General features: G+C 73.7%; 14 protein-coding genes. 12 read left to right on the forward strand and 2 right to left on the reverse strand.

The features are described from left to right. Positions 1-38: 38 nt before the first annotated feature. A complete protein-coding gene (locus STRBO_RS0112030) occupies positions 39-713 on the forward strand; it encodes a response regulator transcription factor (protein WP_028796607.1) in 675 nt (224 codons plus the stop codon). Positions 714-749: 36 nt separating this feature from the next. After that, on the forward strand, positions 750-1,940 hold the full coding sequence (locus tag STRBO_RS0112035; protein ID WP_005482222.1) for a cytochrome P450 family protein: 1,191 nt from the start codon (positions 750-752) through the stop codon (positions 1,938-1,940). A gap of 180 nt (positions 1,941-2,120) precedes the next feature. Here STRBO_RS0112035 and STRBO_RS0112040 read toward each other — a convergent pair whose 3' ends face one another. Continuing rightward, positions 2,121-3,131, reverse strand: a complete 1,011-nt coding sequence (locus tag STRBO_RS0112040) for a Gfo/Idh/MocA family oxidoreductase (protein ID WP_005482223.1) — start codon at positions 3,129-3,131, stop codon at positions 2,121-2,123. 129 nt (positions 3,132-3,260) lie between these two features. On the opposite strand from STRBO_RS0112040, the gene STRBO_RS0112045 reads away from it, so the two are divergent. From STRBO_RS0112045 to STRBO_RS0112080, 8 genes are all read left to right on the forward strand, one after another. Then, positions 3,261-3,998 (forward strand): GntR family transcriptional regulator, encoded by a 738-nt coding sequence (locus STRBO_RS0112045; RefSeq protein WP_005482224.1) that lies wholly within the window; start codon positions 3,261-3,263, stop codon positions 3,996-3,998. A 167-nt stretch (positions 3,999-4,165) separates the two neighbouring features. Then, on the forward strand, positions 4,166-5,311 hold the full coding sequence (locus tag STRBO_RS0112050; protein WP_005482226.1) for an ROK family glucokinase: 1,146 nt from the start codon (positions 4,166-4,168) through the stop codon (positions 5,309-5,311). Next, positions 5,308-5,889 (forward strand): hypothetical protein, encoded by a 582-nt coding sequence (locus tag STRBO_RS0112055; protein WP_005482227.1) that lies wholly within the window; start codon positions 5,308-5,310, stop codon positions 5,887-5,889. Before STRBO_RS0112050 ends, STRBO_RS0112055 begins: the two co-directional genes overlap by 4 nt. A 137-nt stretch (positions 5,890-6,026) precedes the next feature. After that, positions 6,027-8,873, forward strand: a complete 2,847-nt coding sequence (locus STRBO_RS0112060) for a DEAD/DEAH box helicase (protein ID WP_020665532.1) — start codon at positions 6,027-6,029, stop codon at positions 8,871-8,873. A 26-nt stretch (positions 8,874-8,899) separates the two neighbouring features. Continuing rightward, complete coding sequence (locus STRBO_RS0112065; protein ID WP_005482231.1) at positions 8,900-11,101, forward strand: SWIM zinc finger family protein; 2,202 nt, start codon at positions 8,900-8,902, stop codon at positions 11,099-11,101. Positions 11,102-11,353: 252 nt separating this feature from the next. Beyond that, a complete protein-coding gene (pcaDC, locus tag STRBO_RS0112070; protein ID WP_005482233.1) occupies positions 11,354-12,652 on the forward strand; it encodes a bifunctional 3-oxoadipate enol-lactonase/4-carboxymuconolactone decarboxylase PcaDC in 1,299 nt (432 codons plus the stop codon). Positions 12,653-12,711: 59 nt separating this feature from the next. Next, positions 12,712-13,347, forward strand: coding sequence for an MBL fold metallo-hydrolase (locus STRBO_RS0112075; RefSeq protein WP_005482234.1), 636 nt, complete (start codon positions 12,712-12,714; stop codon positions 13,345-13,347). Positions 13,348-13,418: 71 nt separating this feature from the next. Further along, positions 13,419-14,198 carry an exodeoxyribonuclease III gene (locus STRBO_RS0112080; protein WP_005482236.1) on the forward strand — a complete coding sequence of 260 codons (780 nt, stop codon included), beginning with the start codon at positions 13,419-13,421 and terminating at the stop codon, positions 14,196-14,198. 16 nt (positions 14,199-14,214) lie between these two features. On the opposite strand, the gene STRBO_RS0112085 is transcribed toward STRBO_RS0112080, so the two are convergent. Beyond that, the gene (locus STRBO_RS0112085) at positions 14,215-16,005 is read right to left on the reverse strand and encodes an SGNH/GDSL hydrolase family protein (RefSeq protein WP_020114248.1); all 1,791 of its coding nucleotides are present in this window, start codon (positions 16,003-16,005) and stop codon (positions 14,215-14,217) included. A gap of 183 nt (positions 16,006-16,188) precedes the next feature. Here STRBO_RS0112085 and STRBO_RS0112090 point away from each other — a divergent pair, with 183 nt between their 5' ends. Together STRBO_RS0112090 and STRBO_RS0112095 are read left to right on the forward strand one after the other, a co-directional pair. Further along, positions 16,189-16,635: a DUF6278 family protein gene (locus STRBO_RS0112090; protein ID WP_005482239.1), complete on the forward strand. Its 447-nt coding sequence runs from the start codon at positions 16,189-16,191 to the stop codon at positions 16,633-16,635. A gap of 210 nt (positions 16,636-16,845) precedes the next feature. Further along, on the forward strand, positions 16,846-17,589 hold the full coding sequence (locus tag STRBO_RS0112095) for an amino acid ABC transporter ATP-binding protein (RefSeq protein ID WP_005482240.1): 744 nt from the start codon (positions 16,846-16,848) through the stop codon (positions 17,587-17,589). Positions 17,590-17,721: the final 132 nt, after the last annotated feature.

A 17,721-nucleotide genomic window follows, 5' to 3' on the forward strand; every position in this document is an offset into this window, starting at 1 on the left:
TGTACGTGCTTCACGACCGACTCCCGAACGGTGTGCCGATGACCGCGATCCGACTGCTCCTCGTCGACGACGACCCCCTCGTGCGCGCCGGGCTCTCCTTCATGCTGGGCGGCGCCGACGACATCGAGATCGTCGGTGAGGGCGCCGACGGCGACGAGGTGGACGCCCTGGTCGACCGCACCCGACCCGACGTCGTCCTCATGGACATCCGGATGCCGACCGTGGACGGCCTCACGGCCACCGAGCGGCTGTGCGCCCGCGCGGACGCGCCGCAGGTCGTCGTCCTCACCACCTTCCACGCCGACGACCAGGTCCTGCGCGCCCTGCGCGCGGGCGCCGCCGGCTTCGTCCTCAAGGACACCCCGCCCGCCGACATCGTCGAGGCGGTACGACGGGTCGCGGCCGGCGACCCCGTCCTCTCGCCCGCCGTCACCCGCCGGCTCATGGCCCACGCCGTCGGCGGCGCCCCCGACACCCGCCGCGGCGCCGCCCGTTCCCGCGTCGCCGTCCTCAACGACCGCGAACGCGCGGTCGCCGTCGCCGTCGGCCGGGGTGCCTCCAACGCCGAGATCGCCGGCGAACTCTTCCTGAGCGTCGCCACCGTCAAGACCCACGTCTCCCGCATCCTCGCCAAACTCGACCTCAACAACCGGGTGCAGATAGCCCTGTTGACGTACGACGCGGGGCTCTTGGACGACGACGGGCACTCCTGAGCCGGGCGGGGAGTTGGAGGGGCGAGGGGGGAAGTCATGGGGCATGAGCATGTGATCGACCTGGGGGAGTACGGGCCGGGGTTCACCGAGAACCCGCACCCCGTCTACGCCGAACTGCGCGAGCGCGGCCCGGTGCACCGGGTCCGGCTGCCGAAGCACGACGCACACCACGAGGCCTGGCTCGTCGTGGGGTACGAGGAGGCGCGGGCGGCGCTCGCCGACCCCCGGCTGTCCAAGGACGGCTCGAAGATCGGGACGACGTTCCTCGACGAGGAGCTGATCGGCAAGTACCTGCTGGTCACCGACCCGCCCCAGCACACCCGGCTGCGGGGGCTGATCACCCGCGAGTTCACCGGCCGCCGGGTCGAGCGGCTGCGGCCCAGGGTCCAGGAGATCACCGACTCGCTGCTGGACGCGATGGTGCCGCGGGGTCGCGCCGACCTCGTGGAGTCGTTCGCGTACCCGCTGCCGCTCACCGTCATCTGCGAGCTGCTCGGTGTGCCCGAGATCGACCGGGCGGCCTTCCGCAAGCTGTCCACGGAGGCGGTGGCGCCGACCAGCGGTGAGAGCGAGTACGAGGCCATCCTGCAACTCGGCGTCTACCTCGGCGAGTTGATCGACGACAAGCGCTGCTCGCCGCCCGCCGACGACCTGCTGAGTGCCCTGATCCGGACGACCGACGAGGACGGCGACCGGCTGTCCCCCGCCGAACTGCGCGGCATGGCCTTCATCCTCCTCGTCGCCGGCCACGAGACCACGGTCAACCTCATCACCGGCGCCGTCCACGCCCTGCTCACCCATCCCGGGCAACTCGCCGAGGTGCGGGCCGACATGGACCTGGTCGACGCGGTCGTGGAGGAGACCCTGCGGCACGAGGGCCCGGTGGAGAACGCGACGTTCCGCTTCGCCGCCGTGCCGCTGGAGATCGGGGGCACGGCCATTCCGGCGGGCGACTCGGTGCTGATCGGCCTGGCCGCCGCCGACCGCGACGACACCCGGTATCCCGCCCCCGACCGCTTCGACCTCCACCGCGACACGCGTGGCCACCTCGCCTTCGGCCACGGCATCCACTACTGCCTCGGCGCCCCGCTGGCCAGGCTGGAGGCCCGCGTCGCCCTCGGGGCTCTCTTGCGGCGCTGCCCCGACCTGGCCCTCGACGGCCCGCCGGGCGAGTGGCTGCCGGGCATGCTGATACGGGGGGTACGGAGCCTGCCGCTGCGCTGGTGAGGGCGGGTTCCCGCCGAGTGGGGACAGCCCGGCCGGGGCGCTGAAGCTGAAGAGGCAGGGGCGCAGCCCCGCCGCTTCAGGGGCGCGGGGACTGCGCGACAAGCCCTCACCGGACCCGCGGCCGCGCGACCCACGCAGGCCCCCCGGACGAAGCGGACCCCGCAGGCAGCAGGCCGACCGCTACTCCCGACCCCCCGCGATCTCCCCGAGGTTCACGGGCCGGTGCTCCAGCCGGGACAGCTCGCACGCCTCGGCGACCCGCAGCGCCTGGAGTGCCTCACGCCCGTCGCACGGATTGGCCCGCTCCCCGCGCACCACCTCCACGAACGCGGCGATCTCGGCCTCGTAGGCGGCGGCGAAGCGCTCCAGGAAGCCGGTCCAGGGCTTGTCCGCCGGTGGTGGCCCCTTCGGCTCCGTGGACGCGACCGGCGTACGGTCGTCCAGGCCGACCACCACGGTGTCCAGCTCCCCGGCCAGCTCCAGCCGCACGTCGTACCCGGCACCGTTCACCCGTGCCGCCGTCGCCGTCACGAGCGTGCCGTCCTCCAGCGTGAGCACGGCGGCGGCGGTGTCCAGGTCGTGCGCCTCCCGGAACATCGGGTGCCCGGCGTCCGACCCGGTGGCGTACACCGTGGCGACCTCGCGCCCCGTCACCCACCGCACGATGTCGAAGTCGTGGATCAGGGTGTCCCGGTAGATCCCGCCGGACACCGACAGATAGTGCGCGGGCGGCGGAGTCTGGTCGGCCGTGAGCGCGCGTACGGTGTGCAGCCGCCCGAGCCGGCCCGCGCGTACCGCCTCCCGCGCGGTGACATAGCCGGAGTCGAAGCGCCGCTGGAAGCCCATCTGCAGCACCGTCCCGGCCGCGTCGACCTCGGTCAGCGCGCTTAACGTGCTCGGCAGGTCCACGGCGACGGGCTTCTCGCAGAACACCGGGAGACCCGAGCGTGCTGCCCGACCGATCAGTTCGCCGTGGGCCGAGGTCGCGGCCGTTATGACCACGGCGTCCACACCCCAGGTGAAGATCTCGTCCACTCCCGGCGCCACCGTCTCGCCGAGGCGATCCGCGAGGTCGTGGGCCCGGGCCGGATCGACGTCCGTGATGATCAGAGAGCCGACATCACGGTGGCGGCTGAGCGTGGTCGCGTGGAAAGTCCCGATGCGACCCGCGCCGATGAGTCCGATGCGCATGGGAAACAAAGTGGGGTCGTACCCGCCGCTGTGTCAATGCTTTGTCCGGACAACCGAACCACGCAACTTCCCGTCACCAGGCACCGGGGCTACGCTCGGCCCGTGCCGAAACCAGAAGAGGCTCCGACCGTGTCGCTCCAGCTCAGCGTCGACCGCAGCAGTCCGGTCCCGCTCTACTTCCAGCTGTCCCAGCAGCTGGAGGCGGCGATCGAGCACGGCGAGCTGACTCCGGGCAGTCTGCTGGGCAACGAGATCGAGCTGGCCGCCCGCCTCGGCCTCTCCCGCCCGACCGTCCGCCAGGCCATCCAGTCCCTGGTCGACAAGGGTCTGCTCGTACGCCGCCGCGGCGTGGGCACCCAGGTCGTCCACAGCCAGGTCAAACGCCCCCTGGAACTGAGCAGCCTCTTCGACGACCTGGAGGCCGCCGGCCAGCGCCCGGCCACCCGCGTCCTCCTCAACACCACCGTCGCCGCCTCCGCCGAGGTCGCCGCGGCCCTGGCCGTCGCGGAGGGCGGCGAAGTCCACCGTATCGAGCGACTCCGTCTGGCCCACGGCGAACCCATGGCCTACCTCTGCAACTACCTCCCCGCCGACCTCATCGACCTCGACTCCCCCCAGCTCGAAGCCACCGGTCTCTACCGCCTCATGCGCGCCGCGGGCATCACCCTGCACAGCGCCCGCCAGACCATCGGCGCGAAGGCGGCCGCCCCGGACGAGGCCGGCCGCCTGAGCGAACCCGAGGGCGCCCCCCTGCTCACCATGCAGCGCACCACCTTCGACGACACGGGCCGAGCGGTGGAATACGGCACCCACATCTACCGGGCGTCCCGCTATTCGTTCGACTTCCAATTGCTGGTGAGGGCGTAGGGAATGTCTTTCCGGCCCGCAGCGCCCCTGGGAAGGCGGCGCAGCCGCCGCGAAGGGGCGCGGGGAACTGCGCGACCGGCCCCCACTCACCCGCACCCGAAAAACAACCCATGGCACCCCCCGCCCCCACGCCGCACCCAGCGGAGCGTTAAGGCAGAATCGGCCCGATGAGCACTTACCGCGACTTCACCCACCGCGGCTCCGCGCGGGCCACCGTCCTGCGGACCGTGGGAACGCGAGAGCGCCGCTCCCATCTGACGGCCCCCCGCGTCCCCACCGTCGGTATCGACATCGGCGGCACGAAGGTGATGGCGGGCGTCGTGGACGCCGACGGCAACATCCTGGAGAAGCTCCGCACGGAGACCCCGGACAAGTCCAAGAGCCCCCAGGTCGTCGAGGACACCATCACGGAACTGGTCCTGGACCTCTCCGACCGGCACGACGTGCACGCCGTCGGCATCGGCGCCGCCGGCTGGGTGGACGCGGAGCGCAACCGGGTCCTGTTCGCCCCCCACCTGTCCTGGCGCAACGAGCCGCTGCGCGACCGCCTCGCCGGCCGGCTCGCCGTCCCGGTCCTGGTCGACAACGACGCCAACGCCGCCGCCTGGGCGGAGTGGCGGTTCGGCGCCGGCCGCGACGAGGACCACCTGGTCATGATCACGCTGGGCACCGGCATCGGCGGCGCGATCCTGGAGGACGGCCAGGTCAAGCGCGGCAAGTTCGGTGTCGCGGGCGAGTTCGGCCATATGCAGGTCGTGCCCGGCGGCCACCGTTGCCCCTGCGGCAACCGCGGCTGCTGGGAGCAGTACAGCTCGGGAAACGCCCTGGTCAGAGAGGCGCGGGAGCTCGCGGCGGCCGACTCGCCGGTGGCGTACGGGATCATCGAGCACGTCAAGGGGAACATCGGGGACATCACCGGCCCGATGATCACCGAGCTGGCCCGTGAGGGCGACGCGATGTGCATCGAACTGCTCCAGGACATCGGCCAGTGGCTCGGCGTCGGCATCGCCAACCTCGCCGCCGCCCTCGACCCGTCCTGCTTCGTCATCGGCGGCGGTGTCTCGGCCGCCGACGACCTGTTGATCGGCCCCGCCCGGGACGCCTTCCGCCGCCACCTCACCGGCCGCGGCTACCGCCCCGAGGCCCGCATCGCGCGTGCCCAGCTGGGCCCCGAGGCCGGCATGGTGGGCGCCGCCGACCTCGCCAGACTCGTCGCCCGCCGCTTCCGCCGCGCCAACCGCCGCAGGGTGGAGCGCTACGAGCGCTACGCGCGGTACGTGGAGGCCCGCCGCACCACCCAGGACACCGCGTGACCACCTCGGTGCCGCGCCAGGGCTCCTCCCCGGAGGAGCCGGAGCGGCCCGCGGAGGACCGCGGGCACCGCAACCGCCGCCGGGCGATCACCCTGGCGATCATCGTGCTGCTCATCGGCGTACCCGCCGGCTACCTGGTGATCTCCGCCAACCAGAGCCGCGACAGCGGCAAGGACAAGGAGGAGAAGTACTCGGCGACCGGCCTCACCGCCCACTGGCCCTCCCGGGTCCAGCAGCGCCTCTACCAGGTGCCGATCCCGCCGTACTCCAAGCACGTGGCGTACTACGAGACGAACAACTGGCGGACCAGCCGTCTCTACGTGCAGTTCTATACGAGCAACGAGGGTTTGGAGAGCTTCCTCGGCCAGGTCGGCGTCAGCACCGCAGACCTGAAGAAGGACAAGATCGCCATCAACGCCCGTGACCGGGGAATCGTCGGCTGGGACTTCACCGGCGTCGGCCCCTGGTACGGCCTCGTCAGCGACCGGAAGAACCCCGCGCCCACCCATGACATCGTCGTGAACCGGACCAACCCGGACCATCCGATGGTGTATGTGGTCTCGCGAACCGTGCCCTGACCAGGGAGAATCCCGGTCCGGGCGCGCTCGCCCGCGGTCGCCGGCATCGATTGTCGTACCCCGCCCGTAGAGTCGGAGACAGCTGATCGGAGCCGCACCAAGGCGGCTCCCGCGACCGAAGGCGGGTGACCGGACACATGGGGGACAGGGCTGCTCCCGAGGCCGGCACGGCCGTCCCCGCGCGGCCGGCCGTGCCCGTCCGGCTGGCCGCCGTCTTCCTCCCGGCGCCGCTGCCCCGCCACGGCCGGTTCGCGTTCTGGGACCCGGCGGGCGGCGAGCCGCCACCGGGAGACACCGAGGACCTCACGGTCGTACGACAGCACGGCACCGGAGCGCGCAGAGGCATCGTCCCCGCCCGGTACGTGACGGTCGGCGAAGCCCTCCCCCTGCTCACCGGCGCCCGGCGCGACCCCGCCGCCCACCCCGCCACGGCCTGCTGGGGCGCGGCCGCGCTGCACGCGCTGCGCCTGGTCGCCCGGGGGCGGCTGCTGCCGGGCCTGACCGCCGACGGGTACGACGCGTGGCGGGCGGGACCGCTCGACCCGGACGACATCGCCCACCTCAGGGCCGTCGCCGCCGCACTGCCGTACGAGGGCCACGCTGTCCCACTGCCCGGCAAGGGCCCGCTGCGGCTGCCCGAACCGGAGCCCTTGCTGCGGTCCTTCCTGGACGCGGTCGCCGACACACTGCCGCGCGGCCCTGCCGCGCCGTACGTCTCCGGGAAACCGTTCGCCGCGCACGCCGGACAGCGGCTGCCGCAGGCCCGTGACTGGGCGGCCGAGGTCGCCGCCGGCATGGACGCGGGCGTACGCGTCTCCCTGCGGCTGGACTTGGCCGCGCACGACCTCTTCGACGACAGCGAAGGTGCCCTGCGGGCGGGCGCGGCGGTCGTCCAGGTGCACAGCCTCGCCGACCCCACCCTCGTCGTCGACGCCGCCGCGCTGTGGGCCGGGGACGCGGACGCGGCGTTCGGGCCCCGCGCACGCGTGGACGCCGCCCTCGCCGTCCGGCGCGCCGCCCGCGTCTGGCCGCCCCTGGACCGGCTCTGCGAACAGGACGTGCCCGACGTCCTCGCCCTGTCCGAGGACGAACTTTCCGACCTGCTCGGCGTCGCCGCGACCCGGCTCGGCGCGGCGGGCGTCGCCGTGCACTGGCCCAGGGACCTGGCCCACGACCTGAGCGCCCGCGCCGAGGTACGCCCCGCACCCGGCTCCGCCACGGACGGCACCGGGTTCTTCGAGGGCGAGGAACTGCTGCGCTTCCGCTGGCAGTTGGCGCTCGGCGGCGACCCGCTCACCGAGGCCGAGATGGACACCCTCGCCGAGGCCCACCGCCCGATCGTGCGCCTGCGCGACCAGTGGGTCCTCGTCGACCCCGCCCTCGTCCGCAAGGCCCGCAAACGCGAACTGGGCCTTCTCGACCCGGTGGACGCCCTGTCCGTGGCCCTCTCCGGCACCGCGGAGGTCGACGGGGAGACGGTGGAGGCCGTGCCGGTGGGCGCCCTGGCGGCCCTCCGCGACCGCCTGACGGCCGGCGTCGGCCCGGTCGACCCGCCCCCGGGCCTGTCCGCCACCCTCCGCGACTACCAGCTCCGGGGCCTCGCCTGGCTGGACCTCATGACCTCCCTCGGGCTCGGCGGCTGCCTCGCCGACGACATGGGCCTCGGCAAGACGATCACGGTCATCGCCCTCCATCTGCGCCGGGCCCGCCCCGAACCCACCCTGGTCGTCTGCCCCGCCTCCCTGCTGGGCAACTGGCAGCGCGAGATCGCCCGCTTCGCCCCCGGCGTGCCCGTGCGCCGCTTCCACGGCCCCGACCGCACCCTGGACGACCTCCACGGCGGCTTCGTCCTCACCACGTACGCCACCATGCGCTCGACGGCCCCGCGCCTGGCCCAGCAGGAGTGGGGCATGGTCGTCGCCGACGAGGCCCAGCACGTCAAGAACCCCTACTCGGCGACGGCGAAGGCCCTGCGCACGATCCCGACCCCCGCGCGCGTCGCCCTCACCGGAACCCCGGTCGAGAACAACCTCTCCGAGCTGTGGGCCCTCCTCGACTGGACGACACCGGGGCTCCTCGGTCCGCTGAAGTCCTTCCGCGCCCGTCACGCCCGCGCCGTGGAGAACGGCGAGAACCCCGGCCACGACGAGGCCGTGACCCGTCTCGCCCGGCTCGTCCGCCCCTTCCTCCTGCGCCGCAAGAAGTCCGACCCGGGCATCGTCCCCGAACTCCCGCCCAAGACGGAGACCGACCACCCCGTCCCCCTCACCCGCGAACAGGCCGCGCTGTACGAGGCCGTGGTCCGTGAGTCGCTGCTCGCCATCGAGACGGCGCAGGGCATCGCCCGCCGGGGCCTGGTCCTGAAACTGCTCGGAGCCCTCAAACAGATCTGCGACCACCCGGCGCTGTATCTCAAGGAGGAGCCGGGCAGCGCCACCGGAGACCGGTTCGCCGCCCGCTCCGGCAAACTGGCCCTGCTGGACGAGCTGTTGGACACGCTGCTCTCCGAGGACGGCTCCGCGCTGGTCTTCACCCAGTACGTCGGCATGGCCCGTCTGATCACCGCGCACCTCGCCGCCCGCGCCGTCCCGGTCGAGCTGCTGCACGGCGGCACACCGGTCAAGGACCGCGAACACATGGTGGACCGCTTCCAGAGCGGGGCGACCCCGGTGCTCGTCCTGTCCCTGAAGGCCGCCGGCACCGGACTGAACCTGACCCGCGCCGGTCATGTCGTCCACTTCGACCGCTGGTGGAACCCGGCTGTGGAGGAACAGGCCACCGACCGCGCCTACCGCATCGGCCAGACCCAGCCCGTCCAGGTGCACCGCCTCATCACCGAGGGCACCGTCGAGGACCGCATCGCCGAGATGCTGGAGTCCAAGCGGGCCCTCTCCGACGCCATCCTCGGCTCGGGCGAGGCGGCACTCACGGAGCTGACGGACCGGGAGCTGACCGACCTGGTGTCGTTGCGGAGGTCGGCGTGAGCGGGGAAGAGGAGACACCGGCGGGCGTGGAGAGGCCGGATCACGCGGCCGAGGCCCGGCCCGCCGACGCGGCCCGCCGGGCGTTGCGGGCGGCGCGGGAGCGGGACAGGTACGGCGTCGAGGCCGAGGACCCGCAGGAGTCGGCGGCGGACGGTGCGCCCGTGGCCCGGACGGCTCGCGAGGCCGCCGCTCGGCCCGGTGACGCGGCACGGGACGCCTTGCGCCGGGCCGCGCGGTCCCGGGCGGCGGGCCTCGACGAGCCGGCGGTGATGCCGGAAGCGGTAGAGCCGGAAGAGGGGGAGTCGGAAGCGGTAAAGCCGGAAGAAGGGGAGCCGGAAGAGGGGGAGCCGACGGAACGGCCGGACGAGGACGGGCCGTTGACGCCGAGCGCTGCGGACCGGCGGCCGGCGGAGCGTGCCTCCGCCGATCCCGGAGACCCCTCGTTCACCGGCGGGCCCGGCCCGGGCGCGCCGACCGGGGAGGGAAGCAGGCCCGCCGCTCGCCCCGGCGACATCGCCCGCGAGGCGTTGCGGGCCGCCCGTGAGGCCACCGGCCGGGCCCGGGCCGAGGCCGGGACCACGCGCGCCGAGGCCACCGCCGGGGAGGGCCGGACTCCCCGGCGCGCGGCGACGGGACGCGACCGGGCCTCGACCGGCCGGGTGGGGGACGTACGCGAACTGCTCGCCGACGCCTTCGAGTTGCCCTCCGAGGCGGCACGCGAACCTGCCGGGACCTCCCTGCCGGGTCCGGACACCATGAGCGAAGAGACGGCGGGCCCGGGTCCGGAGACGGAGGCCCCGAAGGTGCTGGGGGACGAACCCGGTCGGGCACCTGACGCGTCACCTGAGGCTCCTGGGTCACCGTCACCCCGGCCGTCCCCACCCACAGGCGGCCGTGTCCCCCGCACCATGGCCGCCCCCTCCCGGGACGGTGAACTGAGGCGTACCTTCCGCCCGTTCCCGCAGCGCCCCTCGGCCGGGGAGGCGTTCGCGGAGAGCTGGTGGGGCAACGCGTGGGTGACGGCGCTGGAGGAGGGCGCGTTGGACCCGGCGCGGTTGGCGCGTGGACGGGGGTACGCCGACAAGGGGCGGGTGGACGCGATCACCGTCACACCGGGGCTGGTGCTGGCGTACGTGCACGGCAGCAGGGCTCGGCCCTACCGGGTCCAGCTGCGCCTGCGGACACTGGACGACGACGAATGGGACCGCTTCCTGGACGCGGCGGCGGAACAGCCGGCCCACATCGCCGCGCTGCTGGACAAGGAACTGCCCCAGACACTGGCCGGACCCGGACCCGGACCCGGACCCGGACCCGGACCCGGACCCGGAGCCACACCCAGGTCCGGACGCGGCGTGCGCCTGCTGCCCGGCCCCGGTGAGCTGGAACCCCGTTGCAGCTGCCCCGACTTCGGGCACCCCTGCAAGCACGCGGCCGCGCTCTGTTACCAGACGGCGCGGCTGCTGGACGAGGACCCGTTCGTCCTGTTGCTGCTGCGGGGCCGGGGCGAGCGGGAGCTGCTGGACGCCTTGTCGCGGCGGAACGCGGCCCGCGCCGCGCGTGCCGCCCAGGAGCAGGAGCCCGCCCCCCAGCCGGGGATCCGGGCCCGCGACGCCCTCGCGCCCCGCACCCTCCCCCCGCTGCCCGCCCCGCTGCCCCCGCCGCCGCACCCGGAACAGCCGCCGGTGTACCCGGCCGCGCCCGGCGGCCCGGACCCCTTCGCGCTGGACCAGTTGGCCACCGACGCGGCCGCCCGCGCGCACGCGCTGCTCACCACGGGCCGCGACCCGGTCGCCGAACTGACGCTGTGGCAGGACGCGGTACGACTCGCCGCCGCCCGCCCCGGCTCCGGTCTCACCGCCACGACCCGCGCCCTGTACTCGTCCCTGGCCGCCGCCACCGGGCGCACTCCGGCCGACCTGGCCCGCGCGGTCGCCGCCTGGCGGCAGGGCGGTCTCGAAGCGCTGACCGTCCTGGAGGAACCCTGGGACCCGCCGGCCGGCCGCTTCGACCGCGCCCGCCCGCAGCTCCTCGCCGCCGACCTGCCCGCCTTCCGCCCCTGGCGCAACCACCTCACCCACCCCCGCGGCCACGTGCAACTCCGTCTCGGCCGCGACGGCCTGTGGTACGCGTACGAGTCCGAACCGGGCCACGACGACTGGTGGCCGAGAGGCACCCCGGACCTCGACCCGGTGGGCGCGCTGACCGGCCTGGGAGCGACCGACGACTGACGCGTCCCGGCCCGCACGCGATCCGGCGACCCCGAACGTGCCGCGGGCCGCGGGCCGCGCGACACGACACGCGACACGCGGGGAAATGTGTTCGACAGCGTGGACCGGAGCTCGGCGCGGACCGCGCGCCCGCCCCGTGACCTGCGCTCAGGTGAAGACGATGTGAGAGTTGCCCGCTGATGTTCGGGAGTCGTCCGGGCCGATTCGGGGGCCCGGGACCGAGCACGGGCCGAGGGACGTTAGCGTGGAGCGGTGAGTGAGACGCAGACCCCCGCCCTCCAGTACCGGTTCGACGGGCCGGACGACGCCCCGGTCCTGATCCTCGGACCCTCGCTCGGCACGACCTGGCACATGTGGGACCGGCAGGTCCCCGAACTGGCCAAGCAGTGGCGGATCTTCCGCTTCGACCTGCCTGGCCACGGCGGTGCCCCCGCGTACCCCGGCGGCTCGGTCACCGAGCTGGCCGCCCGGCTGCTGGCCACCCTCGACGCCGTCGGGGTGCAGCGCTTCGGCTACGCGGGCTGCGCGCTGGGCGGTGCCATCGGGGCCGAGCTGGCGCTGCGCCACCCCGAGCGCCTCGCCTCGCTCGCGCTGATCGCCGCCTCGCCCCGCTTCGGCACGGCCGACGAGTTCCGGCAGCGCGGAGTGATCGTCCGGACGAACGGCCTCGACCCGATCGCCCGTACGTCCCCGGACCGCTGGTTCACCGGCGGGTTCGCGGCGGCGCAGCCCGCGATCACCGAGTGGGCGGTGCAGATGGTCCGCACCACCGACCCCGGCTGCTACATCGCCGCCTGCGAGGCGCTCGCCTCCTTCGACGTGCGCGCCGAACTCGGCCGCATCGGCGTCCCCACCCTCGTCCTCGTCGGCTCCGACGACCAGGTCACCGGCCCCGCCGAGGCCCGCACGCTCGTCGCGGGCATCCCGGACGCCCGCCTCGCCGTCGTCCCCGGCGCCTCGCACCTCGTCCCGGTCGAGCAGCCCGCCGCCGTCACCGACCTCCTGGTCCGGCACTTCTCCACGGCCTGGCAGCCCGCCTACGACTCCACCACCGGCCAGGTCGCCGTCCCGGCGACCGCGGTCAAGCCGGCCCTGGCCGCCGTGCCGCCGCAGGCGGGGCCGGTCGCCGCGATCGCCCCGGCCGCCGCCCAGCCCGAGGCGCTGGGCAGACCCGACCCGTACGACGCCGGGCTCAAGGTCCGCCGCGAGGTCCTCGGGGACGCGCACGTCGACCGGGCGCTGGCCACGGCGGACGAGTTCTCCGGCGACTTCCAGGAGTTCATCACCCGCTACGCCTGGGGCGAGATCTGGGACCGGCCCGGTCTCGACCGTCGCTCCCGCAGCTGCGTCACGCTGACCGCGCTCGTCGCCGGCGGACACCTGGACGAACTGGCCTTCCACACCCGTGCCGCCCTGCGCAACGGCCTCACCCCGGACGAGATCAAGGAGGTCCTCCTCCAGGCCGCCGTCTACTGCGGGGTGCCGGCCGCGAACAGCGCCTTCCGGGTGGCCCAGCAGGTCATCCGTGAGGAGACCACCCCCGACGAGTGAGCCCGGACCACGCCGGCGGCCGGGGGGCCCGGCACCGGTGGGCGGGGCAGGATGGACCCATGAAGCTCACGAAGAAGTCGCACGCCTGCGTCCGTCTGGAGAAGGACGGACGCACGCTCGTCATCGACCCGGGCGGGTTCAGCGAGCAGGACGCCGCGGCCGGCGCGGACGCCGTCCTGGTCACGCACGAGCACGCCGACCACTTCGACGAGGGACGGCTGCGGGCGGCCCTGGAGGGCAACCCGGCCGCCGAGATCTGGACGCTGCGCTCCGTCGCCGAGAAGGTCTCCGCCGCCTTCCCCGGCCGGGTGCACACCGTCGGCCACGGCGACACGTTCACCGCCGCGGGCTTCGACGTCCAGGTCCACGGCGAACTGCACGCCGTGATCCATCCGGACATCCCCCGCATCACCAACGTCGGCTACCTCGTCGACGCCGGCCGCGTCTTCCACCCCGGCGACGCCCTCACCGTCCCCGACCACGCCGTCGAGACGCTGATGCTGCCCGTCATGGCCCCCTGGAGCAAGATCTCCGAGGTCATCGACTACGTCCGCGAGGTGAAGCCGCAGCGCGCGTACGACATCCACGACGCCCTCCTCACCGACCTCGCCCGCCCCATCTACGACCGCCAGATCGGCGCCCTGGGCGGCGCGGAGCACCTGCGCCTGGCCCCCGGCGCCTCGGCGGACGTCTGAGCCGGGCGTACGTCCCCGCACGCGAACGGGCGGGACCGGCGTTGTCGGACCCGCCCGGTAGGTTGGGGAACATGCGCATCGCGACCTGGAACGTGAACTCGATCACCGCCCGCCTCCCGAGGCTTCTGGCCTGGCTGGAGAGCAGCGGCACGGACGTGCTCTGCCTCCAGGAGGCCAAGATCGCCGAGGACGGCTTCCCGCTCGACGCCCTGCGCGAGGCGGGCTACGAGGCGGCCGTGCACGCCACGGGGCGGTGGAACGGCGTGGCGGTGATCTCGCGCGTCGGCATCGAGGACGTGGTCAAGGGCCTGCCGGGCGACCCCGGGTACGACGGCTCGGTGGAGCCCCGCGCGATCTCCGCGACCTGCGGCCCGGTCCGCGTCTGGTCGGTGTACGTGCCGAACGGCCGCGAGGTCGACCACCCGCACTACGCCTACAAGCTCCAGTGGTTCGAGGCCCTCAAGGCCGCCGTTGCCGGTGACGCCGCGGGCAGCCGCCCCTTCGCGGTGATGGGTGACTACAACGTGGCGCCGACGGACGACGACGTGTACGACGTCGCCGCCTTCGAGGGCCTCACCCATGTCACCCCCGCCGAGCGCGCCGCCCTCGCCTCCCTCCGCGAGGCGGGCCTGAGCGACGTCGTCCCCCGCCCCCTGAAGTACGACCACCCCTTCACGTACTGGGACTACCGCCAGCTCTGCTTCCCCAAGAACCGGGGCATGCGCATCGACCTGGTGTACGGCAACGAGGCGTTCGCGAAGTCCGTGACCGACTCGTACGTGGACCGCGAGGAGCGCAAGGGCAAGGGCGCCTCGGACCACGCGCCGGTCGTGGTGGACCTGGAGGTGTAGACCCAGGCCCCCACGCTCACAGGAGCGTGAGGTCCACCGACCCGGCCAGCGCCGCCAGCCCCGCCTCGTTCGGATGCAGATGGTCCCCGCTGTCGTACGCGGGGAGCAGCCTGGCCGGGTGTTCGGGGTCGCGCAGCACCGCGTCGAAGTCGAGGACGCCGTCGGAGTCCTCGTCGCCCCGGATCCACGCGTTCACCGCGACACGTTCGGCGTCCGCGGCGGCCGTGCAGCGGGCCTCTCCCTCGCACGGCGCGATCGTCGCCACCAGCACGCGCAGGCCCCGCGCGTGCCCCCGGGCCACGATCTCCCGCAGCCCGGCGACGACCTCGCCGGCCGTCGTGCCCCAGCGGACGTCGTTGACGCCCTGGAAGACGACGACGGTACGGGCGGAGGTCTGGGCGAGGACGTCCCGGTCGAGGCGGTGCAGGGCGCTCACGCCGCCCGTGTCGGTGGAGACGGCGTCGCCCGGGTAGCGGTCGGTGACCACGCGGTTCGCCGAGATCCCCTGGTTGAGGACGCCGTAGCGCGGGACCTCGTCCTGGTCCCGCAGCCGCCCTGCCAGCACGTCCGGCCACCGCCGGTTGGCGCCGACCGTCACCTTCTCGCCGTCGGTGATCGAGTCCCCGAGCAGGACCACCGAGCCCGGGCCGCCGCCCACGTCCACCCCGGTCAGCAGCGGCCAGGTGGTCACCGTCGAGGTGTACGCCGCCGCCGAGGTCTCGCCCGCGTGGTCGCCCGGCCCGCTCAGGTACGACGTCTGCTGGGCGAGCCGGTGCACGGGCGCGGCCGTCACCGTGTCCGGCAGATGGAAGCTCACCAGGAGGTCGGTGTCCGGGGGCACCTCGAAGCCCAGCGGGTCGCTGAACGCCTGTGCCCCCGCCGGGATCCGGGTGCCCGCCGCGCCCCCGAACGACAGCGCCACCGGCGTGCCGCGCGCGGCGGCGCCCTCCGCCCGCAACGCCACCGTCGCGCTCCCCACCCGTACCGGCGCCGACGCGAAGGTGTTGTCGAGCCGGATCCGCACCCGGGGCCCGCCCGCCGAGGTGTGCACGACCAGCCGCAGCGTCCGGTCGGTCCAGGGGCCGACGGCCGTGTAGCCGGAGGTGGACGCGGCCCAACCGCCGGTCCAGCCGCGCGACTCGGGGCGGACGGAGAGGGCGAACACATGCAGGTCGCCGTTGCGCGGCAGGGTGACGGAAGCGACCTCGCGGCCCCGCCCGACCGCCACCGTGACGACGTACAGCCGTGCCTTCTCGGCGAGTTGACCGCCGGGGGTGTTGATGTGGGGCAGCGCGACGGCCTTGGTGGCGAGCGGGCCGGTGCGCCAGTCGGGCGCGGTGAGGCGGTACGAGGTGCGGGCGCCGTTCGCGTACCGGACCGTCCCGGTGCCGGTCGCCTCGGTGCCGCCCGTGGCGGTGACGAGGAAGGCGAGGGCGTCGCCCCGGCCCCGTACGCGGACCGACTGGCCGGCGGCGCGTACGTTGTCGGGCTCGCCCGCCGTGCGGCGCGGCCAGGTCAGACGCGCGCCCTGCACGGTCAGCGCGCGCCCCGGCGTCCATCCGGCGGCCGTCAGGTCGGCGGCCGAGAGGGAACCGCCGCGTCCGTCGAAGTCGGCCTCGGCGGGCCGCGCGTCGTCGCTGACCGCCCGGTTGTCGAAGAGACGTTCCAGCGGCGCCGGTTCGCCCCCTTCGGCGTCGGCGGCGCGGGCCGTGGCGACCGGCGCGGCCGTCGCCAGGAGTGCCAGTACGCAGGCCGTTCCCCAGACGCGTGGGCGCACGCGGGACCCCTCCCGTTCGCTGATGATCATGATGGTGACGATGATGACGGATGCGGCATGGGTACGGTGACGAGGCGACTGATGTGTCTTGAACCTAAAGAGGCGTCAGGAACCCGTCAATGAGGCGTGCGTCGACGGCGAACGAACTCCCGACGAACACCGGGACCCGCGCGCCTGTGGTGCCGGGGGTGAGGTGGATGACACGCTGAGCGCATGAACATCTCTTTCCTGGGCAACTGGCGCAAGAGGCGTGGTCCCGCCTTCGGGGTCGCGGTGTTCACCGGCGACGGTGACGACGACGGTCACGAAGGCCTCGGCGAACTCCTCGCCGAATGCGAACTGCTGCGTGCTCAGGCCGCCCAGGCAGGTGTGCGACTGGACGATTCCGCGTCCTCGTTGGAAGCCCTCGACCAGCTCGTCCCGCGCTGGCGCGACGACGAGGAGACCGCGGCCTGGCTCGGCAACGACGCCGGGCTCTATCTGGGCACGGTCGTCGTACGGACCGTCCCCGGCGCCCGCTGGGAGATCTGGCGAAACGGGCAGCCCGTGGTGCGGCTGGCGTCCGGCCGTGAGATCGACGTGGTCGCGGCCGGCCAGGAGTGGGCCGCGAGCGGCGCGCCGGAACTCTCCCAGCTGTACGCCGAGGTCGCGGAGAGCTGACGGGCCCTCACCAGCCCCACGCGCCGCCGGTCCCCGACACTGCGGCTGATCCGCGGCCGCGCGTGTCGCGTACGGGGACCACGGCCGTCCGGATAGGTTGCGGCACCTGCGACACGACACACGCCAGGGCGTCACACGGCACGCAAGGGCGTCACACGGCACGACATGGCACACCATCGCACGGCCGAGAGCGAGTAGGGCGGGCAGGGCATGGCGGTCGATCCGCTGATCGAGATGCGCGACGTGAACAAGTACTTCGGCGAGCTGCATGTCCTCCAGGACATCGACCTCACCGTCGGCAAGGGGGAGGTGGTCGTGGTCATCGGCCCGTCGGGGTCGGGGAAGTCGACGCTGTGCAGGGCGATCAACCGGCTGGAGCCCATTCGTTCCGGCACCATCCTGCTCGACGGGCAGCCGCTGCCGGACGAGGGCAAGGCCCTCGCGGCGCTGCGCGCGGACGTCGGCATGGTCTTCCAGTCCTTCAACCTCTTCGCGCACAAGACGGTCCTGCAGAACGTGTCGCTCGGTCAGGTCAAGGTCCGCAAGAAGAAGAAGGAGGACGCCGACCGACGCTCCCGCCAACTCCTCGACCGGGTGGGCCTCGCCGACCAGGCGGACAAGTACCCGGCGCAGCTCTCCGGCGGCCAGCAGCAGCGCGTGGCCATCGCCCGCGCCCTGGCGATGGATCCCAAGGCCCTCCTGTTCGACGAGCCGACGTCGGCCCTCGACCCGGAGATGATCAACGAAGTCCTGGAGGTCATGCAGCAGTTGGCGCGCGAGGGCATGACCATGGTCGTCGTCACCCACGAGATGGGCTTCGCCCGCTCCGCCGCCAACCGTGTCGTCTTCATGGCGGACGGCCGCATCGTCGAGGACCGCGCTCCGGACGCGTTCTTCACGGACCCGGAGAGCGACCGCGCCAAGGACTTTCTCTCCAAGATCCTCAAGCACTGACCTCCGCCACCGGACCGGGCGCGGGTCTCGACTACGATGAGCGGTTCATCCACTTGGGGTGAGCGAGGCCGTGGACGCCACCCCGGCCGAAACAGGGAAGCCGCTGCCGGACAGGCGGCGGCCAGGGGCCAG

This window comes from Streptomyces bottropensis ATCC 25435 (assembly GCF_000383595.1).
Taxonomy (GTDB): Bacteria; Actinomycetota; Actinomycetes; order Streptomycetales; family Streptomycetaceae; genus Streptomyces; species Streptomyces bottropensis.

Bases quoted from the DNA above. Each gene is read 5' to 3' on its own strand.
- STRBO_RS0112085 (WP_020114248.1), bottom strand. From the start codon at position 16,005: ATGATCATCAGCGAACGGGAGGGGTCCCGCGTGCGCCCACGCGTCTGG.
- STRBO_RS0112030 (WP_028796607.1), top strand. From the start codon at position 39: ATGACCGCGATCCGACTGCTCCTCGTCGACGACGACCCCCTCGTGCGC.
- STRBO_RS0112060 (WP_020665532.1), top strand. From the start codon at position 6,027: ATGGGGGACAGGGCTGCTCCCGAGGCCGGCACGGCCGTCCCCGCGCGG.
- STRBO_RS0112050 (WP_005482226.1), top strand. From the start codon at position 4,166: ATGAGCACTTACCGCGACTTCACCCACCGCGGCTCCGCGCGGGCCACC.
- STRBO_RS0112080 (WP_005482236.1), top strand. From the start codon at position 13,419: ATGCGCATCGCGACCTGGAACGTGAACTCGATCACCGCCCGCCTCCCG.
- STRBO_RS0112095 (WP_005482240.1), top strand. From the start codon at position 16,846: ATGGCGGTCGATCCGCTGATCGAGATGCGCGACGTGAACAAGTACTTC.
- STRBO_RS0112035 (WP_005482222.1), top strand. From the start codon at position 750: ATGGGGCATGAGCATGTGATCGACCTGGGGGAGTACGGGCCGGGGTTC.
- STRBO_RS0112040 (WP_005482223.1), bottom strand. From the start codon at position 3,131: ATGCGCATCGGACTCATCGGCGCGGGTCGCATCGGGACTTTCCACGCG.
- STRBO_RS0112075 (WP_005482234.1), top strand. From the start codon at position 12,712: ATGAAGCTCACGAAGAAGTCGCACGCCTGCGTCCGTCTGGAGAAGGAC.
- STRBO_RS0112090 (WP_005482239.1), top strand. From the start codon at position 16,189: ATGAACATCTCTTTCCTGGGCAACTGGCGCAAGAGGCGTGGTCCCGCC.